Source organism: Kitasatospora sp. NPDC101108 (assembly GCF_055584725.1).
This window is the reverse complement of record NZ_JBVJLM010000028.1, coordinates 37,496-53,363: the sequence shown is the minus strand read 5'-3', so window position 1 is coordinate 53,363 and position 15,868 is coordinate 37,496. Positions and strand designations below refer to the sequence as shown.

The following is a 15,868-nucleotide window of genomic DNA, read 5'->3' as shown; positions in this document are numbered from 1 at the left end:
TCCGTGTGCCCTGCGGCCGACCCGAAGGAGCCCCCGATGACCGACGTTCTGCGGCAGCACGCCGAGGACGCCTTCGCCGGTGAACTGGCCGCGCTGGCCGCCCAGGACGACCGTCCGCGCCCCGAGCGCTGGAAGCTCTCGCCGTGGGCCGTGGCGACGTACCTGCTCGGTGGCGAGCTGCCGGACGGCACCCGGATCACCCCCAAGTACATCGGCCCGCGCCGGGTCGTCGAGGTCGCCGTCACCACCCTGGCGACGGACCGGGCGCTGCTGCTGCTCGGCGTGCCCGGCACCGCGAAGACCTGGGTGTCCGAGCACCTGGCGGCCGCGATCAGCGGCGACTCCACGCTGCTGGTGCAGGGCACCGCCGGGACCCCGGAGGAGGCCGTCCGGTACGGCTGGAACTACGCCCAGCTGCTCGCCCACGGCCCCAGCCGGGACGCCCTGGTGCCCTCGCCGCTGATGCGGGCGATGGCGGACGGCAAGCTCGCCCGGGTCGAGGAGCTCACCCGCATCCCGGCCGACGTGCAGGACAGTCTGATCACCATCCTGTCCGAGAAGACGCTGCCGGTACCGGAGTTGGGCGGCGAGACCCAGGCCGTGCGCGGCTTCAACGTGATCGCCACCGCCAACGACCGCGACCGCGGCGTCAACGAGCTGTCCAGCGCGCTGCGCCGCCGCTTCAACACCGTGGTGCTGCCGCTGCCGGGCTCGCTGGACGAGGAGGTCGACATCGTCACCCGCCGGGTCAACCAGCTCGGCCGCTCCCTCGACCTGCCCGAACTGCCGGGCGGCGCCGAGGAGATCAGGCGCGTGGTGACGGTCTTCCGCGAGCTGCGGGCGGGCCTCACGGTGGACGGCCGGACGAAGGTCAAGACCCCGAGCGGCACCCTCTCCACCGCCGAGGCGATCTCGGTGGTGACCAACGGCCTGGCCCTGGCCACCCACTTCGGCGACGGCGTGCTGCGCGCCGGGGACGTGACGGCCGGCATCCTCGGCGCCGTCGTCCGCGATCCGGTCGCCGACCGGGCGGTGTGGCGCGAGTACGTCGAAGGGGTGGTGCGCGAGCGCGACGGCTGGAAGGACTTCTACCGCGCCGCCCGCGAGGTGACGGCGTGAGTGGAGCCGAGGTCGCGCTGCTGGGCATCCGGCACCACGGCCCGGGCTCGGCCCGGGCGGTGGCCGCCGCGCTGGCGCAGTGGCGGCCGGACGCGGTGCTGATCGAGGGCCCGGCGGAGGCCGACGCCGTCGTCCACCTCGCCGCCGAGAAGGACCTGGTGCCGCCGGTCGCGCTGCTCGCCCACGCGGTGGACGACCCGGCGAAGGCCGCGTTCTGGCCGTACGCCGAGTTCTCCCCGGAGTGGGTCGCGATCCGCCACGCCGTGGACCACGACCTGCCGGTCCGCTTCATCGACCTGCCCGCCGGGTACGGCTTCGCGCCGTTCACGGACGGCGACGGCGACGGCGAGGGCGACGCGGCCGGGCCCGACGAGCTGCCGGCCGACCCGCTGGCGCTGCTCGCCGAGGCCGCCGGTCACGACGACCCGGAGCGCTGGTGGGAGGACGTGGTCGAGCACCGCGCCCCCGGCACGGACGCGCTGGCGCCGTTCGCCGCCGTCGCCGAGGCGATGGGCGCGCTGCGCGCCGAGGGCCTCGGCGAGTCCCGCCGGGACCGGCTGCGCGAGGCCCACATGCGCCAGCAGATCCGCGCCGCCCGCCGCGCCGGGCACCGCCGGATCGCCGTGGTCTGCGGGGCCTTCCACGTCCCCGCGCTGGAGACGATGCCGACGGTCGCCCACGACCGGGCGCTGCTCGCCGGCCTGCCGAGGAGGACCCGGGTGGACATCACCTGGATCCCGTGGACGCACCGCCGGCTCTCCCAGGGCACCGGCTACGGCGCGGGCATCCAGTCGCCCGGCTGGTACCACCACCTGTTCACCGCCGAGGGCGACCCGGTGCCGCGCTGGCTCACCCGGGCCGCCGAGCTGCTGCGCGCCGAGGACCACCCGGTCTCCTCCGCCCACGTGATCGAGGCGGTCCGGCTCGCCGAGACCTTGGCCGTGCTGCGCGGCCGCCCGCTCGCCGGGCTGACCGAGACCCTGGACGCCGTCCGGGCGGTGCTCTGCGAGGGCTCGGACGTCGCCCTGGAACTCGTCCGGGAGCGCCTGGTGGTCGGCGACGCGCTCGGCGAAGTGCCGGACACCGCACCGGCGGTGCCGCTCCAGCGCGACCTGGCCCGGCTGCAGCGCTCGCTGCGGCTCAAGCCCGGGGCCGCGCCCCGGGACCTCGACCTCGACCTGCGCAAGGACACCGACGCCGCCCGCTCCCGACTGCTGCATCGGCTGCGGCTGCTGGGCGTCGAGTGGGGCGTGCCGGCCCGCTCGACGGTCAACTCCACCGGGACGTTCCGGGAGAGCTGGCGGCTGTGCTGGCAGCCCGAGTTCGCGGTCCGGATCGCCGAGGCCGCCCAGTGGGGCACCACCGTCGAGGAGGCCGCCGTCAACAAGGCGGTCGGCACCGCCAGGGCCGCCGCCGAACTCGCCGAGCTGACCGGCCTGGTGGAGACCTGTCTGCTGGCCGGGCTGTCCGGCGCGCTGCCCACCGTGATGCGGGTGCTCGCCGACTGCGCGGCCCTGGACACCGACGTGGCGCACCTGGCGGGCGCGCTGCCCGCGCTGGTCCGCGCGCTGCGCTACGGCGACGTGCGGGGCACCGACCACGGCGCGCTGGCCGGGGCCGCGGCGGGCCTGGCCGAACGGGTCTGCGTCGGACTGCCGCCCGCCTGCGTCGGGCTGGACGCCGGGAGTGCGGCGGCGATGCGTGCCCGGATCGACGAGGTGCACGGCGCGATCGCCCTGCTCGACCCGGCCGCGCCCACCGAGGACGGCACGGATGCCGACACCGGCGGCCTGGCCGGCCGCTGGGCCGCCGCCCTGGGTTCGCTGGCCCGCCGCGAGCCCGCCGGCGGACCGGCCACCGGCGCCCCCGGGCTGCTGCGCGGCCGCGCCGTCCGGCTGCTGCTGGACGACGGCCGGTTGGACTCCGAGGAGGCCGGCCGGCGGCTGCGCCTGGTGCTGTCCGTCGCCAACGCCCCGGCGGACGCGGCCGGTTGGGTCGAGGGCTTCCTCACCGGCGGCGGCGCCCTGCTGCTGCACGACCCCCGGCTGCTGGCCCTGCTGGACGAGTGGCTCGGCGGGGTCGGCGACGAGGTGTTCACCGACGTGCTGCCGCTGCTGCGGCGCACCTTCGCCGGGCTGGAGGCGGGCGTGCGCACCACCATCGGCGCCCGGGTGGCGTCCGGTCCGCTCGGCGCGGCCCCGGCGGCCCCCGAGGCGGCCGGCGAACTCGACCGGGACCGCGCCGACGCGGCCGTCCCGGTGCTGGCCCTGCTGCTCGGCGCCCGCCCGAAGATCCCCCGCCAGGCCGCCGGCCGCAACACCTGACCCCAGCCGAAGTCGAAGGAGGAGGACGAGATGGCGACCACGACCGACGAACGGCTGCGCCGCTGGCGCCTGGTGCTCGGCGGCGAGGCCGACGGCACCGGCCGCACCCTGCGCGGCCGCGACGCCGCGATGGACGGCGCCCTCGCCGCGCTCTACCGGGGCGCCCCCGACGAGGGTGCCCGTACGGGCCGCGGCGGCCGCCGCAGCGCCGGGCTGGGCGGCTCGGCCCCGCAGGTGGCCCGCTGGCTGGGCGACATCCGGGAGTACTTCCCGTCCACCGTCGTCCAGCTGATGCAGCAGGACGCGATCACCAGGCTCGGTCTGGACCGGCTGCTGCTGGAGCCGGAGATGCTGGAGGCCGTCGAGCCGGACGTGCACCTGGTCGGCACCCTGCTGTCGCTCAAGCACGCGCTGCCCGAGACCACCCGGGAGACCGCCCGCGCCGTGGTCGGCAAGGTGGTCGCCGACCTGGAGCGCCGGCTCGCCGACCGGACCAGGGCCACCCTGGGCGGAGCTCTCGACCGCAGCGCCCGGGTGAACCGGCCGCGCCACCGGGACATCGACTGGGACCGGACGATCCGGGCCAACCTGAAGAACTACCTGCCCGAGCACGGCACCGTGGTGCCCGAGCGGCTGGTCGGCTACGCCCGGGCCCAGCGCGCGGTGAAGAAGGACGTCATCCTCTGCGTCGACCAGTCCGGCTCGATGGCGCCCTCGGTCGTCCACTCCGCGGTGTTCGGCGCGGTGCTCTCCTCGATGCGCACCCTGGACACCCGGCTGGTCGTCTTCGACACCTCGGTGGTCGACCTCACCGAGCAGCTCACCGACCCGGTGGACGTGCTGTTCGCCACCCAGCTCGGCGGCGGCACCGACATCAACCGCGCGCTCGCCTACTGCCAGTCGAGGATCACCCGGCCGTCCGAGACGATCGTGGTGCTGATCAGCGACCTGTACGAGGGCGGCATCCGGGACGGCATGCTGCGGCGGGTCGCCGCGATGAAGGCGGCCGGCGTCCAGTTCATCGCCCTGCTCGCGCTCTCCGACGAGGGTGCGCCGGCCTACGACCACGCCCACGCCGCGGCCCTGGCCGCGCTCGGCGCCCCGGCCTTCGCCTGCACCCCGGACGTCTTCCCGGAGATCATGGCGGCGGCGATCGAGAAGCGTCCGATCCCTCAGCACCTGGTCAAGGGCGTCGACCGGGGGGAGGCGTAACTTCACTCGAACGTGTGAATCACTCGCTCGACGGGCCACGGTTCCGTCCGGCGCCCACGGGCCGATCTGTGACGGTTCTCACCCAAGCCGGGCAGGCCCCGGGCGAAACACGCCCGTCCCACGGGGATAACCTGCCAGACGGACGTGACGCGCGTGTTGATTGACGTGTGCGCCCGTGGCTGTGTGGGCCGCAAGGCCGTACCTCTGCGTACCCGCACCGCCCCGACGACCCGCAGCGAAGATCCTGCCGTGGCACGCTCGTAGAGACACAATCCGCGACCACGAACAAGGACAAACACGTGGACCTGTTCGAGTACCAGGCGAGGGACCTCTTCGCCAAGCACGGCGTGCCCGTGCTTGACGGCGATGTCATCGAGACCGCCGCAGACGCTGCCGCCATCGCGGAGCGCTTCGGCGGCCGTGCCGTCGTCAAGGCTCAGGTGAAGGTGGGTGGCCGAGGCAAGGCCGGTGGCGTCAAGCTCGCCGCCGACCCGGCCGACGCCGTCGCCAAGGCCGAGCAGATCCTCGGCATGGACATCAAGGGCCACACCGTTCACAAGGTGATGCTGGCCCAGACCGCGGACATCAAGGACGAGTACTACGTCTCGTTCCTGCTGGACCGCACCAACCGCACCTTCCTGGCCATGGCCAGCGTCGAGGGCGGCGTGGAGATCGAGGTCGTCGCCGAGCAGAACCCCGACGCGCTCGCCAAGATCCCGGTCGACGCCAACGAGGGCTGCACCCCGGAGAAGGCCGCCGAGATCGTCGCCGCGGCGAAGTTCCCGGCCGAGGTCGCCGACCAGGTCGCCGACGTCCTGCAGAAGCTGTGGAAGGTCTTCATCGCCGAGGACGCCCTCCTCGTCGAGGTCAACCCGCTGATCAAGTCCGGTGACGGCAAGATCATCGCGCTCGACGGCAAGGTCTCCCTGGACGAGAACGCCGACTTCCGCCAGCCCGAGCACGAGGCCCTGGAGGACAAGGCCGCGGCCAACCCGCTGGAGGCCGCCGCCAAGGCCAAGGGCCTGAACTACGTCAAGCTCGACGGCCAGGTCGGCATCATCGGCAACGGCGCGGGCCTCGTCATGAGCACCCTCGACGTGGTCGCCTACGCCGGTGAGAAGCACGGCGGCGTCAAGCCCGCCAACTTCCTCGACATCGGTGGCGGCGCGTCCGCCGAGGTCATGGCGAACGGCCTGGAGATCATCCTCGGCGACCCCGACGTCAAGTCGGTCTTCGTCAACGTCTTCGGTGGCATCACCGCCTGTGACGCGGTCGCCAACGGCATCGTGCAGGCCCTGGAGCTCCTCGCGGGCAAGGGCGAGAACGTCACCAAGCCGCTGGTCGTCCGCCTGGACGGCAACAACGCGGAGCTGGGTCGCAAGATCCTCGACGACGCCAACCACCCGCTGGTCCAGCGCGTGGACACCATGGACGGTGCGGCCGACCGCGCCGCCGAGCTGGCCAACAAGTAAGGAAGGGGACTTAAACACCATGGCTATCTTCCTTACCAAGGACAGCAAGGTCATCGTCCAGGGCATGACCGGCGCCGAGGGCATGAAGCACACCCGCCGCATGCTCGCCTCCGGCACCCAGATCGTCGGCGGTGTCAACCCGCGCAAGGCCGGCACCACCGTCGACGTCGACGGCACCGAGATCCCGGTCTTCGGCTCCGTCGCCGAGGCCATGGAGAAGACCGGCGCCGACGTCTCGGTCCTCTTCGTGCCGCCGGCCTTCACCAAGGCCGCCGTCGTCGAGGCCATCGACGCCGAGATCCCGCTGGCCGTCGTCATCACCGAGGGCGTCCCGGTGCACGACACCGCCGCCTTCTGGGCGTACGCCGGTTCGAAGGGCAACAAGACCCGGATCATCGGCCCGAACTGCCCCGGCCTGATCAGCCCCGGACAGTCGAACGCCGGCATCATCCCGGCCGACATCACCACCTCCGGCAAGATCGGTCTGGTCTCGAAGTCCGGCACCCTGACCTACCAGCTCATGTACGAGCTGCGCGACATCGGCTTCTCCTCGGCCGTGGGCATCGGCGGTGACCCGGTCATCGGGACCACCCACATCGACGCCCTCAAGGCCTTCCAGGAGGACCCGGAGACCGAGATCATCGTCATGATCGGTGAGATCGGTGGCGACGCCGAGGAGCGTGCCGCGGCCTACATCGCCGAGCACGTCACCAAGCCGGTCGTCGGCTACGTCGCGGGCTTCACCGCCCCGGAGGGCAAGACCATGGGCCACGCCGGCGCCATCGTCTCCGGCTCCTCGGGCACCGCCCAGGCGAAGAAGGAGGCCCTGGAGGCCGCCGGTGTCAAGGTCGGCAAGACGCCGTCCGAGACCGCCCGCCTGGCTCGCGAGATCATCGCCGGCTGACGTTCGTCACCCGCGCTGTGAGCGCCCCCGCCCCCCGTGGGCGGGGGCGCTCGCCGTTTCAGCGCCGGGGCCCCGCGGCGCACGGCAGCGGGGACCACGCCGGACAGGCCGCCGGATCCTGCTGCGGGGGCGGGGCCGCGCCCCGGGCCGCCACCGGCAGTTCCCAGCGCGCGATCGCCTGCGGCTGCCGGTCCGCCACCACCGCCTCCAGCCCCGGCGTCGGACTGCACCACAGACTGGTGATGCCGTTCGGGGCCCCGCCCGGCAGCAGCGGCACACTGGGCTCCGGCACCGGCGCGTTCGGGGCCGGTACGCACAAAACCGGCACCGGATGCTCCGGCCGCTGGAACAGCTCCGCCGGGCGCATCCCGGCGAGCGTCGCCAGCGCCGCCCCGCCCACCGCGGCCGTCAGCAGCACCGCCGCGCCCGTCCGGCTCGCCGTCCACAGCCGGTGCCGGGCCCGCAGCACCGGCACCGGCGCCCGGTGCGGCGCCGGGCAGCCCCGCACCGCCGCCCGGTGCAGCAGCCGGCTCAGGCCGTCCGCGAAGCCCGGCGCCTCGGGATCCGGGCCCACCAGCTCGGGCACCCACTGCGCCAGCGCCGCCCGGGCCGCCCACACCCGCCCCTCGGCCGCGGCCAGGGTCGACTCCACCTCCAGCGCGATCGCCGCCGCCGGCAGGCCCAGCCCGTCGTGCAGCACCAGCGCCCGGCGCTGCGGTCGCGACAGCCGCCGCAGCGCCTTCAGCAGGGCCTTGTCCCGGTCGGTCAGCCGGTCGTGGTCCGGCAGCACCGACTGCGCCTCGTCCGCCGGCCGGACCCGGATCCGCCGGTGCGGCAGGGTCCACGCGTGCGCCCGCCGCGGCCCGCCCCGACGCCACGGCGACAGTGCCAGCTCGCACGCCCGCACCCGCACCCAGCCCTCCGGATCACCCGACCCGACCACCCCGCCCCAGTCCCGCCGCGCCTCCCCGAAGGCCAGCCGCACGCAGTGCACCGCCCGGTGCCGGCACGCCGTCAGCAGGAATACCTGCTGCACCAGGCGGGTGTGCGCGTCCTCGTACAGCTCCTCGAAGTCCTCCGAGAGGTCCCGCCCGTTCCCCGCCTCGGTGAGCGCCCGACTGATCCGCTCCCGGGGGTCGGTGCTCCTGGGGGCGGCGGGCCGGTCGGTGGGGACGGGCGCGGGGGTCGGCTTCGGTGCGGCCTCGGACGCCTTCCCGGAGCCGACGGATGCAGCCGGCCCGGTCTTCTCCGGGGTGGGGGCGGCGGGCCGGTCGGCGGGGGCCGACGGTGCTCCCCGCGCGGGCCCCGCCTTGCCGGCCCGCGTGCTCGGCGGGTCCTGCTTGCGCTCGGGCCGGGCCGGGCCCGGCTTCGGGGCGCCGCTGCCGCGGCGCGGGCGGTGCGCCCGTTCCCCGGCCGGACGGCCGGGGGCGGGGTCGGCAGTGGGGGAGGGGGTGCCACCGGTGTCGGGTTCCGCCGGGATCGGAGTCGGGGTCGGGGTGGTCTGGGTCATGCCGCTGCGTTCTCCCGGGGCTGTGGGGGCCACTCGCGTGCGGTTGGGGTCGGTCGGGTCGGCCGCGGGGCGCCTGCCCGGGCTGACGGGGGGTGCGGATCTGAGCAGGGCGATGGCGGCGGCTTCGGTGGGGCAGCCGAGTTTTCGCAGGGCCCGGTGGAGATAACTGCGGGCGGTCGTGGGGGTGACGCCGAGTGCGGCGGCCGTGTGGTCGAGGCCGTGCCCGGCGGCGAGGTGGGAGAGGGTTTCCGCCTCACGGGGGGTCAGCTTCCGCAGCGGATCGGGGACACGGGTGGGTGGCGTGGACATCAGACGCTCCGGGCCGGGGCGGCGGCGGCTTGGGGGCAGGGTCTGAAAAGGCGCATAAGACAATAATCTGGGACACGGCGGCGGTTTGCCGGTTCACGGAGCATGGCGAGTCGCCTTGGCACCATGAGGCGCATGACGCAGCTGATGGGCCGTCCGCTCCTGGAGGTGCCGAGCGAACTGGGCGGACGCCCGGTGCTGGCCGACCTGTTGACGGGGGTGCGGACGGCGCTGGTCGGTCTCGCGGTGGTCGGGGTTCCGGTGCTGGGGCTCTGGGTGGCGACGCCGTACGCCGACTCGGACGCGGCCGCTGCCACCCGATTGGCGGGCGTGCTCTGGCTGCTCGGGCACGGCGCGCCGGTGGTGCGCGGCGGTGCCGACGCCCCGCTGACCGTCACTCCGCTGCTGCTCGGCGCCCTGGTGGTGGTGCTGCTGTACCGGGCGGGCGCGGGGGTGGCGTCGCGGCGCGGGCTGCGTTCGCGCTGGGGCGGCCCGGTGGCGCTGTGGACGGGGTACTGCGGGGTGGCGGTCGTGGTGGCGCTGCACTGCTCGGGCGCCGGGCTGTTCCGCAGCCGGGTGCTGGCGGACCTGCTGGTGGTGGGTCTGGTCGCCGGGCTGTCGACGGCCGCGGGCGTCCGGTCCGTCCGGCCCTTCGGGCCCCTGCGGCCTCTCCGGCCTCTCCGGCCGGAGGCCGTCGGGATCGGGTTCCTGGTCGACCGGCTCCCGCCGGGCTGGCGGCCGGTCGGCGGGATGCCCGCCGTGTGCCGGGCGGCCGCCGCGGCCGGAGCGGGGCTGGTGGCCGCGGGCGGGCTGCTGGTGGCGGTGGCGGCGGCGCTGGACGCCGGGGCCGGCGGCGGGCGGGGGACGGCGCTGCTCGGGCGCGGGCCCGCGGCGCTGTCCGGGCTGCTGATGCTCACCGTGGTGCTGCTGCCGAACGCGGTGCTGTGGGGAACGGCGTACGCGCTGGGCCCGGGCTTCGAGGTCGGCGCCGGGACGCTGGTGTCGCCGGGCGGTACGGAGCTCGGCGCGGTGCCGGAGTTCCCGCTGTTCGCCCTGCTGCCCCAGGAGGGCGGCCCGGGCGGCTGGCGGCTGGCGGCGCTGCTGCTGCCGCTGCTGGCGGGGCTGGTGCCCGCGGTCCTGCTGGGCCGGGCGGCGGCGGGCCGCCGTTCCCCGGTCGGTGCCGGCCCCTGGGCGCCCGCCGCGACGGCGGTCGCGGCCCTGGCGGCCGCGCTGCTGCTCGGCGCCGGGGCGGCGGCGCTGGGCTGGCTGTCCGGCGGGGCGCTGGCGGCCGGGCGGATGGCCCGGTTGGGGCCGGTGCCGTGGTGGACGGGCCTGGCGGCGGCGGGCTGGCTCGCCGCGGTGGCCGTACCGGGTGCCCTGCTGGTCCGCCACCGCGCGCTCGGCCCGGCGGACCCCGGGAACGCGGACGACGTCGAGCATGCGGACGACGTCGAGCGGGCGGAGACCGCCGAGCGTGCGGCGGACGCCGGGCTCGGCGTCGGTGCGGGGGCCACGGCCGGGGCCGCGCGCACGGCCTGTGCGTACGCCGGGCTCGCGGTCCGGGTGCGCCGGAGTGCGCTGGGGCTGCGCGCCCGTACCCACGCCCTGGTCCTGCGGCTGTCCCGGGGGCCCACCCGTTGAGCCGGCGGCCCAGGGTCGGTCGGGCGCTACTCGGCGTTCCCGGTGAAGTCCACGTACCACTGCGGGGCGTACCGGTCGCAGTTCTCGGCGCCGACGGTGGTCAGCGAGTCCCGCACGCAGGTCACGTAGTCCTGGTAGTAGTAGCCGAGCCCGATCACCGAGGTGGCGACCACCACGGTCATCGCGCCGGTGAGGATTCCGGCGAGCGCGGCCGGGGTGAGCGGGTTCGGCGCCGGAATCCCCGCGGGTCCGCCCGCGGCCGCCGCGGCGGCGGGCCGCTTGGCCCGCAGCGCGCCGATGCCCCAGGCGATGCCGAGCAGCCCGACCAGCAGCGCGATCCAGTGGAAGCCGGCGAACAGGCAGACCAGCGCGAAGGGTCCGGCCAAGGCGGCGTTGCGGGCCTTGCGGTGGTTCGGGTCGGTGGGGTCGAGCCGGGGCGGCTGCGGGGCCTGCGGGCCCCGGCCGGGGCGGCCGTCGCCGAGGCCCTGGCTCCACGGCGGCGGGAACGGCGGGCGGTCGCCGTCCTGACCGCCGTCCTGGCCACCCTGACCGCCCTGGCCGCCGTTGCCGTCGGGGCCCTGGCCGGGCCAGGGGCTGCGCGGCCGCCACGGCTGGTCCGGGGCGTCCGCCGGCGGCGGCGCGAAGGGGTTGCGCTCGTCGGTCTCGTCGCCGCTGCTCATGGGTTCAGCCGTTCCTTCTCGGTCGGGGCTTCGGTCGTGGCTCGGTGCTGGCTCGTTCGGAAGGTCGCGCGTTCGGAGCGGTCTCCCGCGCCCCCAATGATCCCGCAAGCGTTCGAGGGCCCGGCGGGGGCCTGCCCGAACCGTACGGGCCGTGCGCAACCCCGGTGCGGCGGACCCGAGGAGATCCCCGTCTCAACTACGCGCGTAGCGCCGCCAGGAGGGTGCGGAGGCCCTCCGACCAGCCGTTATCGTGGTGACGGTCAGCAGCTCAGATAGGTTCCCCGGGACCCGCGTCACGGCGGGTTCTCCTGGTGTTCCCCTTCGCTCGACCTGCCGTTCGTAGTGGCCCCACCACCGGTGGACGTACCAGCGGACGGCGCCCGACCTACGGAGAATCGCGCAGTGGCCGCCGCCCCCGCTCAGCTCTTCCCGCCCCGTACGCCCGGACCGGCCCGTCTCGTGGTGCTGGTCTCCGGCTCCGGCACCAACCTCCAGGCGCTGATCGACGCCGTGGCCGATCCGGCGTACGGCGCCGAGATCGTGGCCGTGGGCGCGGACCGGGACGGCATCGCCGGCCTCGACCGTGCCGAGAAGGCGGGGCTGCCGACCTTCGTCCACCGCGTCAAGGACTTCGCGGACCGGGCCGCCTGGGACGGCGCGCTGACCGCCTCCGTCGCCGCCCACCAGCCGGACCTGGTGGTGACGGCCGGCTTCATGAAGATCCTCGGCCCCGCGTTCATCGCGGCCTTCGCCGGGCGGATCGTCAACACCCACCCCGCACTGCTGCCCGCCTTCCCCGGCGCCCACGGCGTCACCGACGCGCTCGCGTACGGGGTGAAGGTCACCGGCTGCACCGTCCACCTGGTCGACGCCGGCGTGGACACCGGGCCGATCATCGCGCAGGGCGTCGTCGAGGTCGTCGACGCCGACCACGCCGATGGCGGCGAAGCGCTGCACGAGCGCATCAAGACTGTCGAGCGCAAGCTGCTCGTCGACGTCGTGGGCCGGCTGGCCCGCGAAGGTCACCGCATCGAGGACCGAAAGGTTTGGATCCCCGCATGAGTGCGAGCTCCACCACGCCGCCCGTTTCGGAGAACATCCGTCCGATCCGTCGCGCGCTGATCAGCGTGTACGACAAGACCGGTCTGGAGGAGCTGGCCCAGGGCCTGCACGCCGCCGGGGTCGCCATCGTCTCCACCGGCTCCACCGCCGGCCGGATCGCCGCCGCCGGCGTGCCGGTGACCGAGGTCTCCGAGCTGACCGGCTTCCCGGAGTGCCTGGACGGGCGCGTGAAGACGCTGCACCCCCGCGTGCACGCCGGCGTGCTCGCCGACCTGCGCCTGGAGTCGCACCGCGCGCAGCTGGCCGAGCTCGGTGTCGAGCCCTTCGACCTGGTCGTGGTGAACCTCTACCCGTTCAAGGCCACCGTCGCCTCGGGCGCCACTCCGGACGAGTGCGTCGAGCAGATCGACATCGGCGGCCCGAGCATGGTCCGCGCCGCCGCCAAGAACCACCCGTCGGTGGCCGTGGTCGTCGACCCGGCCCGCTACGAGGACGTGCTGACGGCCGTTCGCGAGGGCGGCTTCGACCTGGCCACCCGCAAGCGCCTGGCCGGTGCCGCGTTCGCCCACACCGCCGCCTACGACGTGGCCGTGGCCTCCTGGTTCGAGGCCGGCTACGCCCCCAGCGACGAGAGCTTCCCCGAGTTCCTCGGCGCCACCTGGGAGCGGCAGAACGTGCTGCGCTACGGCGAGAACCCGCACCAGGGCGCCGCGCTGTACAGCGACGGCACCGGCGGCCTGGCCGGCGCCCAGCAGCTGCACGGCAAGGAGATGTCGTACAACAACTACGTCGACACCGACGCCGCCCGCCGCGCCGCGTACGACCACGCCGAGCCGGCCGTCGCGATCATCAAGCACGCCAACCCGTGCGGCATCGCGACCGGCGCCGACGTCGTCGAGGCGCACCGCAAGGCGCACGAGTGCGACCCGGTCTCCGCGTACGGCGGCGTGATCGCGGTCAACCGCCCGGTCACCGTCGAGCTGGCCGAGCAGATCGCCCCGATCTTCACCGAGGTCGTCGTGGCCCCCGCCTTCGAGGACGGCGCGGTCGAGGTGCTGGCCCGCAAGAAGAACATCCGGGTGCTGGTCGCCCCCGAGGCCCCGGCCAACCGCCAGGAGGTGCGCCCGATCTCCGGCGGCGTGCTGCTCCAGGACGCCGACCGGGTGCAGGCCGAGGGCGACGACCCGGCGAACTGGACGCTGGCCACCGGCGAGGCGCTCCCGGCGGCCGAGCTGGCCGAGCTGGCCTTCGCCTGGCGGGCCTGCCGGGCCGTCAAGTCCAACGCGATCCTGCTGGCCAAGGACGGCGCCTCGGTGGGCGTCGGCATGGGCCAGGTCAACCGGGTCGACTCCTGCAAGCTCGCGGTCGAGCGGGCCGGCGAGCGGGCCAAGGGCGCGTACGCGGCCTCGGACGCCTTCTTCCCGTTCCCGGACGGTCCGGAGATCCTGATCGCCGCCGGCGTGCGGGCGATCGTCCAGCCGGGCGGTTCGATCCGTGACGAGCAGGTCATCGAGGCGGCCGAGAAGGCCGGCGTGACGATGTACTTCACCGGCGCGCGCCACTTCTTCCACTGAGTGGCACGAAGCGGCCCGGCCCCCTTCGAGGAGGGAGCCGGGCCGCTTCGCCGTGTTCCGTGCCGTCCGTCAGTACCGCGGCCGGTTGAACCAGTTGACGCCGTCCCGGACGCACATGGCGGTGATCCAGATGACGCAGATCGCGACCCAGACCAGCCCGATGATGATGTTCGCCGTGATCTTGGTGTTGATCCCGCCGATCAGGTCGACCACGCCGAACAGCGCGGCGATCGAGGCGTAGACGATGGTGGTGATCCGGACACCGTTGCCGCCCTTGCCGAACTTCGCGCCCAGCGTGATGGACAGCGCGGCGGCCAGCGCCCACACGACGCCGATGACCAGCAGGATGCCCATCGCGGCGTGGCCGATCGAGGAGACGAAGTCGTCGCTGCTCGTCGAGGTCTTGTTGACGGCGTCGTTGGCGACCGCGGCCGCGATCAGGCAGAACCCCGCGAGGATCACCTGCACACCGCCGATGACGAACAGCAGCACCCGGGTGGTCATCACCAGGCCCGGCATGACCTGCGGCAGGGCCGGCGCGTAGCCGTACGCCGGGGCGGCCGGCTGCGGGTAGCCGTAGCCCGGGGCCGGCGGCGGGGCCTGCTGCGGGTAGCCGTAGCCGGGCGCGGGCGGCTGGCCGTACGGGTTGTTCGGGTCGGGCGGGTAACTCATGGATGCCTCCGGGCAGTTGCGGGGACGTGGGGACGGGACGGCGGAGGACCCGGTTGCGGCCGGCGAGTCGGGTCGCCGACGGAACGGGACGGTACCGGAGCGCGGTGACAGCCCGGCGGCGGTGACGGGCGCGGCCGGCTCAGTGCTGTGACGAGCGGGTGATCGGACGCCGGGACGGGCACGGCGCGGTGAGGACGTCGCCGTGGCGGTCTGGCTGTGCGGACTGCTGTGGTCGGATCACTGGCTCTTTCCCCCGGGTACGCCCCGCCGCGGGATCCGTCGGCCCGTCACCGGGCCGGGTCGCGGCAGGGGATGCCCGCATATCGTCGTCCGGACGGCAGCGCGCTGTCCAGCCGGTTGTGGGCGCCAGGCCGAGACTGTGGCGCAACCGCAACGTGGTGCGGACCTTCCGTACCCGTCCGGTCGCCCGTCCGGTCGCCCGTCCGGTCTCCTGGCCGGTCTCCTGGCCGTCGTCCGAACGGCCGGCGGGCCGCCCCGGTACGGGGTGCGGTCGCGATCCGGGAGAATGGGGTCATGACTGCCCAGATTCTCGATGGCAAGGCCACCGCCGCCGCGATCAAGTCCGAACTCGCCGCCCGCGTGGCGGCCCTCAAGGCGAAGGGCGTCACGCCCGGCCTCGGTACCGTCCTGGTCGGCGACGACCCGGGCAGCCGCTGGTACGTCAACGGGAAGCACAAGGACTGCGCCGAGGTCGGCATCGCCTCCATCCAGCGCGAGCTGCCCGCCACCGCCACCCAGGAGGACGTCGAGAACGTCGTCCGCGAGCTCAACGCCGACCCGTCCTGCACCGGCTACATCGTCCAGCTGCCGCTGCCCAAGGGCCTGGACCAGAACCCGGTCCTGGAGCTGATGGACCCGGACAAGGACGCCGACGGCCTGCACCCGACCTCGCTCGGCCGGCTGGCGCTGGGCATCGAGGGCCCGCTGCCCTGCACCCCGCTCGGCATCGTCGAGCTGCTGCGCCGGCACGACGTGGAGATCAACGGCGCCGAGGTGGTCGTGGTCGGCCGTGGCATCACCGTCGGCCGCTCGATCGGCCTGCTGCTGACCCGCCGCAGCGAGAACGCCACCGTCACCCTGTGCCACACCGGCACCCGGGACCTCGGCGCCCACCTGCGCAAGGCCGACATCATCGTGGCCGCCGCGGGCGTGCCGCACCTGGTCAAGCCGGAGGACGTCAAGCCGGGCGCCGCGGTGCTGGACGTCGGCGTCAGCCGCAGCGAGGGCAAGATCGTCGGCGACGTCCACCCGGGCGTGGCCGAGGTGGCCGGCTGGATCTCCCCGAACCCCGGCGGCGTGGGCCCGATGACCCGCGCGATGCTGCTGAACAACATCGTCGAGGCGGCCGAGCGCCGCGCCGGCGTCTGACCC

At 74.7% G+C, this 15,868-nt stretch carries 12 protein-coding genes; 9 read left to right on the top strand and 3 right to left on the bottom strand.

The features are described from left to right. Nucleotides 1-36: 36 nt before the first annotated feature. From ACZ6Z8_RS35105 to sucD, 5 genes are all read left to right on the top strand, one after another. Nucleotides 37-1,119 (top strand): ATP-binding protein, encoded by a 1,083-nt coding sequence (locus tag ACZ6Z8_RS35105; RefSeq protein WP_465614058.1) that lies wholly within the window; start codon nucleotides 37-39, stop codon nucleotides 1,117-1,119. Then, entirely contained in the window at nucleotides 1,116-3,443 is a 2,328-nt protein-coding gene (locus ACZ6Z8_RS35100; RefSeq protein ID WP_465614057.1) for a DUF5682 family protein, read from the top strand. The genes ACZ6Z8_RS35105 and ACZ6Z8_RS35100 overlap by 4 nt, the downstream gene beginning before the upstream one ends. A 30-nt stretch (nucleotides 3,444-3,473) precedes the next feature. Then, complete coding sequence (locus ACZ6Z8_RS35095) at nucleotides 3,474-4,655, top strand: VWA domain-containing protein (RefSeq protein WP_465614056.1); 1,182 nt, start codon at nucleotides 3,474-3,476, stop codon at nucleotides 4,653-4,655. A gap of 299 nt (nucleotides 4,656-4,954) precedes the next feature. Further along, nucleotides 4,955-6,127, top strand: a complete 1,173-nt coding sequence (gene sucC, locus ACZ6Z8_RS35090; RefSeq protein ID WP_465614055.1) for an ADP-forming succinate--CoA ligase subunit beta — start codon at nucleotides 4,955-4,957, stop codon at nucleotides 6,125-6,127. 19 nt (nucleotides 6,128-6,146) lie between these two features. Continuing rightward, entirely contained in the window at nucleotides 6,147-7,031 is an 885-nt protein-coding gene (gene sucD / locus ACZ6Z8_RS35085) for a succinate--CoA ligase subunit alpha (RefSeq protein WP_030280912.1), read from the top strand. Between the two features lie 58 nt (nucleotides 7,032-7,089). Here the strand turns inward: sucD and ACZ6Z8_RS35080 are convergent, their stop codons facing one another. Beyond that, nucleotides 7,090-8,850, bottom strand: coding sequence for a LuxR C-terminal-related transcriptional regulator (locus ACZ6Z8_RS35080; protein ID WP_465614054.1), 1,761 nt, complete (start codon nucleotides 8,848-8,850; stop codon nucleotides 7,090-7,092). Nucleotides 8,851-8,982: 132 nt separating this feature from the next. On the opposite strand from ACZ6Z8_RS35080, the gene ACZ6Z8_RS35075 reads away from it, so the two are divergent. After that, nucleotides 8,983-10,488 (top strand): cell division protein PerM, encoded by a 1,506-nt coding sequence (locus ACZ6Z8_RS35075; protein WP_465614053.1) that lies wholly within the window; start codon nucleotides 8,983-8,985, stop codon nucleotides 10,486-10,488. 26 nt (nucleotides 10,489-10,514) lie between these two features. Here ACZ6Z8_RS35075 and ACZ6Z8_RS35070 read toward each other — a convergent pair whose 3' ends face one another. Beyond that, nucleotides 10,515-11,168 carry a hypothetical protein gene (locus ACZ6Z8_RS35070; RefSeq protein WP_465614052.1) on the bottom strand — a complete coding sequence of 218 codons (654 nt, stop codon included), beginning with the start codon at nucleotides 11,166-11,168 and terminating at the stop codon, nucleotides 10,515-10,517. Between the two features lie 402 nt (nucleotides 11,169-11,570). Between ACZ6Z8_RS35070 and purN the strand changes: the two genes are divergently transcribed. Both purN and purH read left to right on the top strand, forming a co-directional pair. Then, nucleotides 11,571-12,230, top strand: coding sequence for a phosphoribosylglycinamide formyltransferase (gene purN / locus ACZ6Z8_RS35065; RefSeq protein WP_465614051.1), 660 nt, complete (start codon nucleotides 11,571-11,573; stop codon nucleotides 12,228-12,230). Beyond that, entirely contained in the window at nucleotides 12,227-13,804 is a 1,578-nt protein-coding gene (purH, locus tag ACZ6Z8_RS35060) for a bifunctional phosphoribosylaminoimidazolecarboxamide formyltransferase/IMP cyclohydrolase (protein WP_465614050.1), read from the top strand. Before purN ends, purH begins: the two co-directional genes overlap by 4 nt. Nucleotides 13,805-13,873: 69 nt before the next feature. Here the strand turns inward: purH and ACZ6Z8_RS35055 are convergent, their stop codons facing one another. Then, nucleotides 13,874-14,476: a hypothetical protein gene (locus ACZ6Z8_RS35055; RefSeq protein WP_465614049.1), complete on the bottom strand. Its 603-nt coding sequence runs from the start codon at nucleotides 14,474-14,476 to the stop codon at nucleotides 13,874-13,876. 534 nt (nucleotides 14,477-15,010) lie between these two features. Between ACZ6Z8_RS35055 and ACZ6Z8_RS35050 the strand changes: the two genes are divergently transcribed. Beyond that, entirely contained in the window at nucleotides 15,011-15,865 is an 855-nt protein-coding gene (locus tag ACZ6Z8_RS35050; protein ID WP_465614048.1) for a bifunctional methylenetetrahydrofolate dehydrogenase/methenyltetrahydrofolate cyclohydrolase, read from the top strand. The last annotated feature ends 3 nt before the right edge of the window (nucleotides 15,866-15,868 follow it).

What these genes read in the sequence shown, in the direction of transcription:
- ACZ6Z8_RS35105 (WP_465614058.1), top strand. Translation starts at nt 37, where the DNA reads ATGACCGACGTTCTGCGGCAGCACGCCGAGGACGCCTTCGCCGGTGAA.
- ACZ6Z8_RS35095 (WP_465614056.1), top strand. Translation starts at nt 3,474, where the DNA reads ATGGCGACCACGACCGACGAACGGCTGCGCCGCTGGCGCCTGGTGCTC.
- sucD (WP_030280912.1), top strand. Translation starts at nt 6,147, where the DNA reads ATGGCTATCTTCCTTACCAAGGACAGCAAGGTCATCGTCCAGGGCATG.
- ACZ6Z8_RS35080 (WP_465614054.1), bottom strand. Translation starts at nt 8,850, where the DNA reads ATGTCCACGCCACCCACCCGTGTCCCCGATCCGCTGCGGAAGCTGACC.
- ACZ6Z8_RS35075 (WP_465614053.1), top strand. Translation starts at nt 8,983, where the DNA reads ATGACGCAGCTGATGGGCCGTCCGCTCCTGGAGGTGCCGAGCGAACTG.
- ACZ6Z8_RS35070 (WP_465614052.1), bottom strand. Translation starts at nt 11,168, where the DNA reads ATGAGCAGCGGCGACGAGACCGACGAGCGCAACCCCTTCGCGCCGCCG.
- purH (WP_465614050.1), top strand. Translation starts at nt 12,227, where the DNA reads ATGAGTGCGAGCTCCACCACGCCGCCCGTTTCGGAGAACATCCGTCCG.
- ACZ6Z8_RS35055 (WP_465614049.1), bottom strand. Translation starts at nt 14,476, where the DNA reads ATGAGTTACCCGCCCGACCCGAACAACCCGTACGGCCAGCCGCCCGCG.
- ACZ6Z8_RS35050 (WP_465614048.1), top strand. Translation starts at nt 15,011, where the DNA reads ATGACTGCCCAGATTCTCGATGGCAAGGCCACCGCCGCCGCGATCAAG.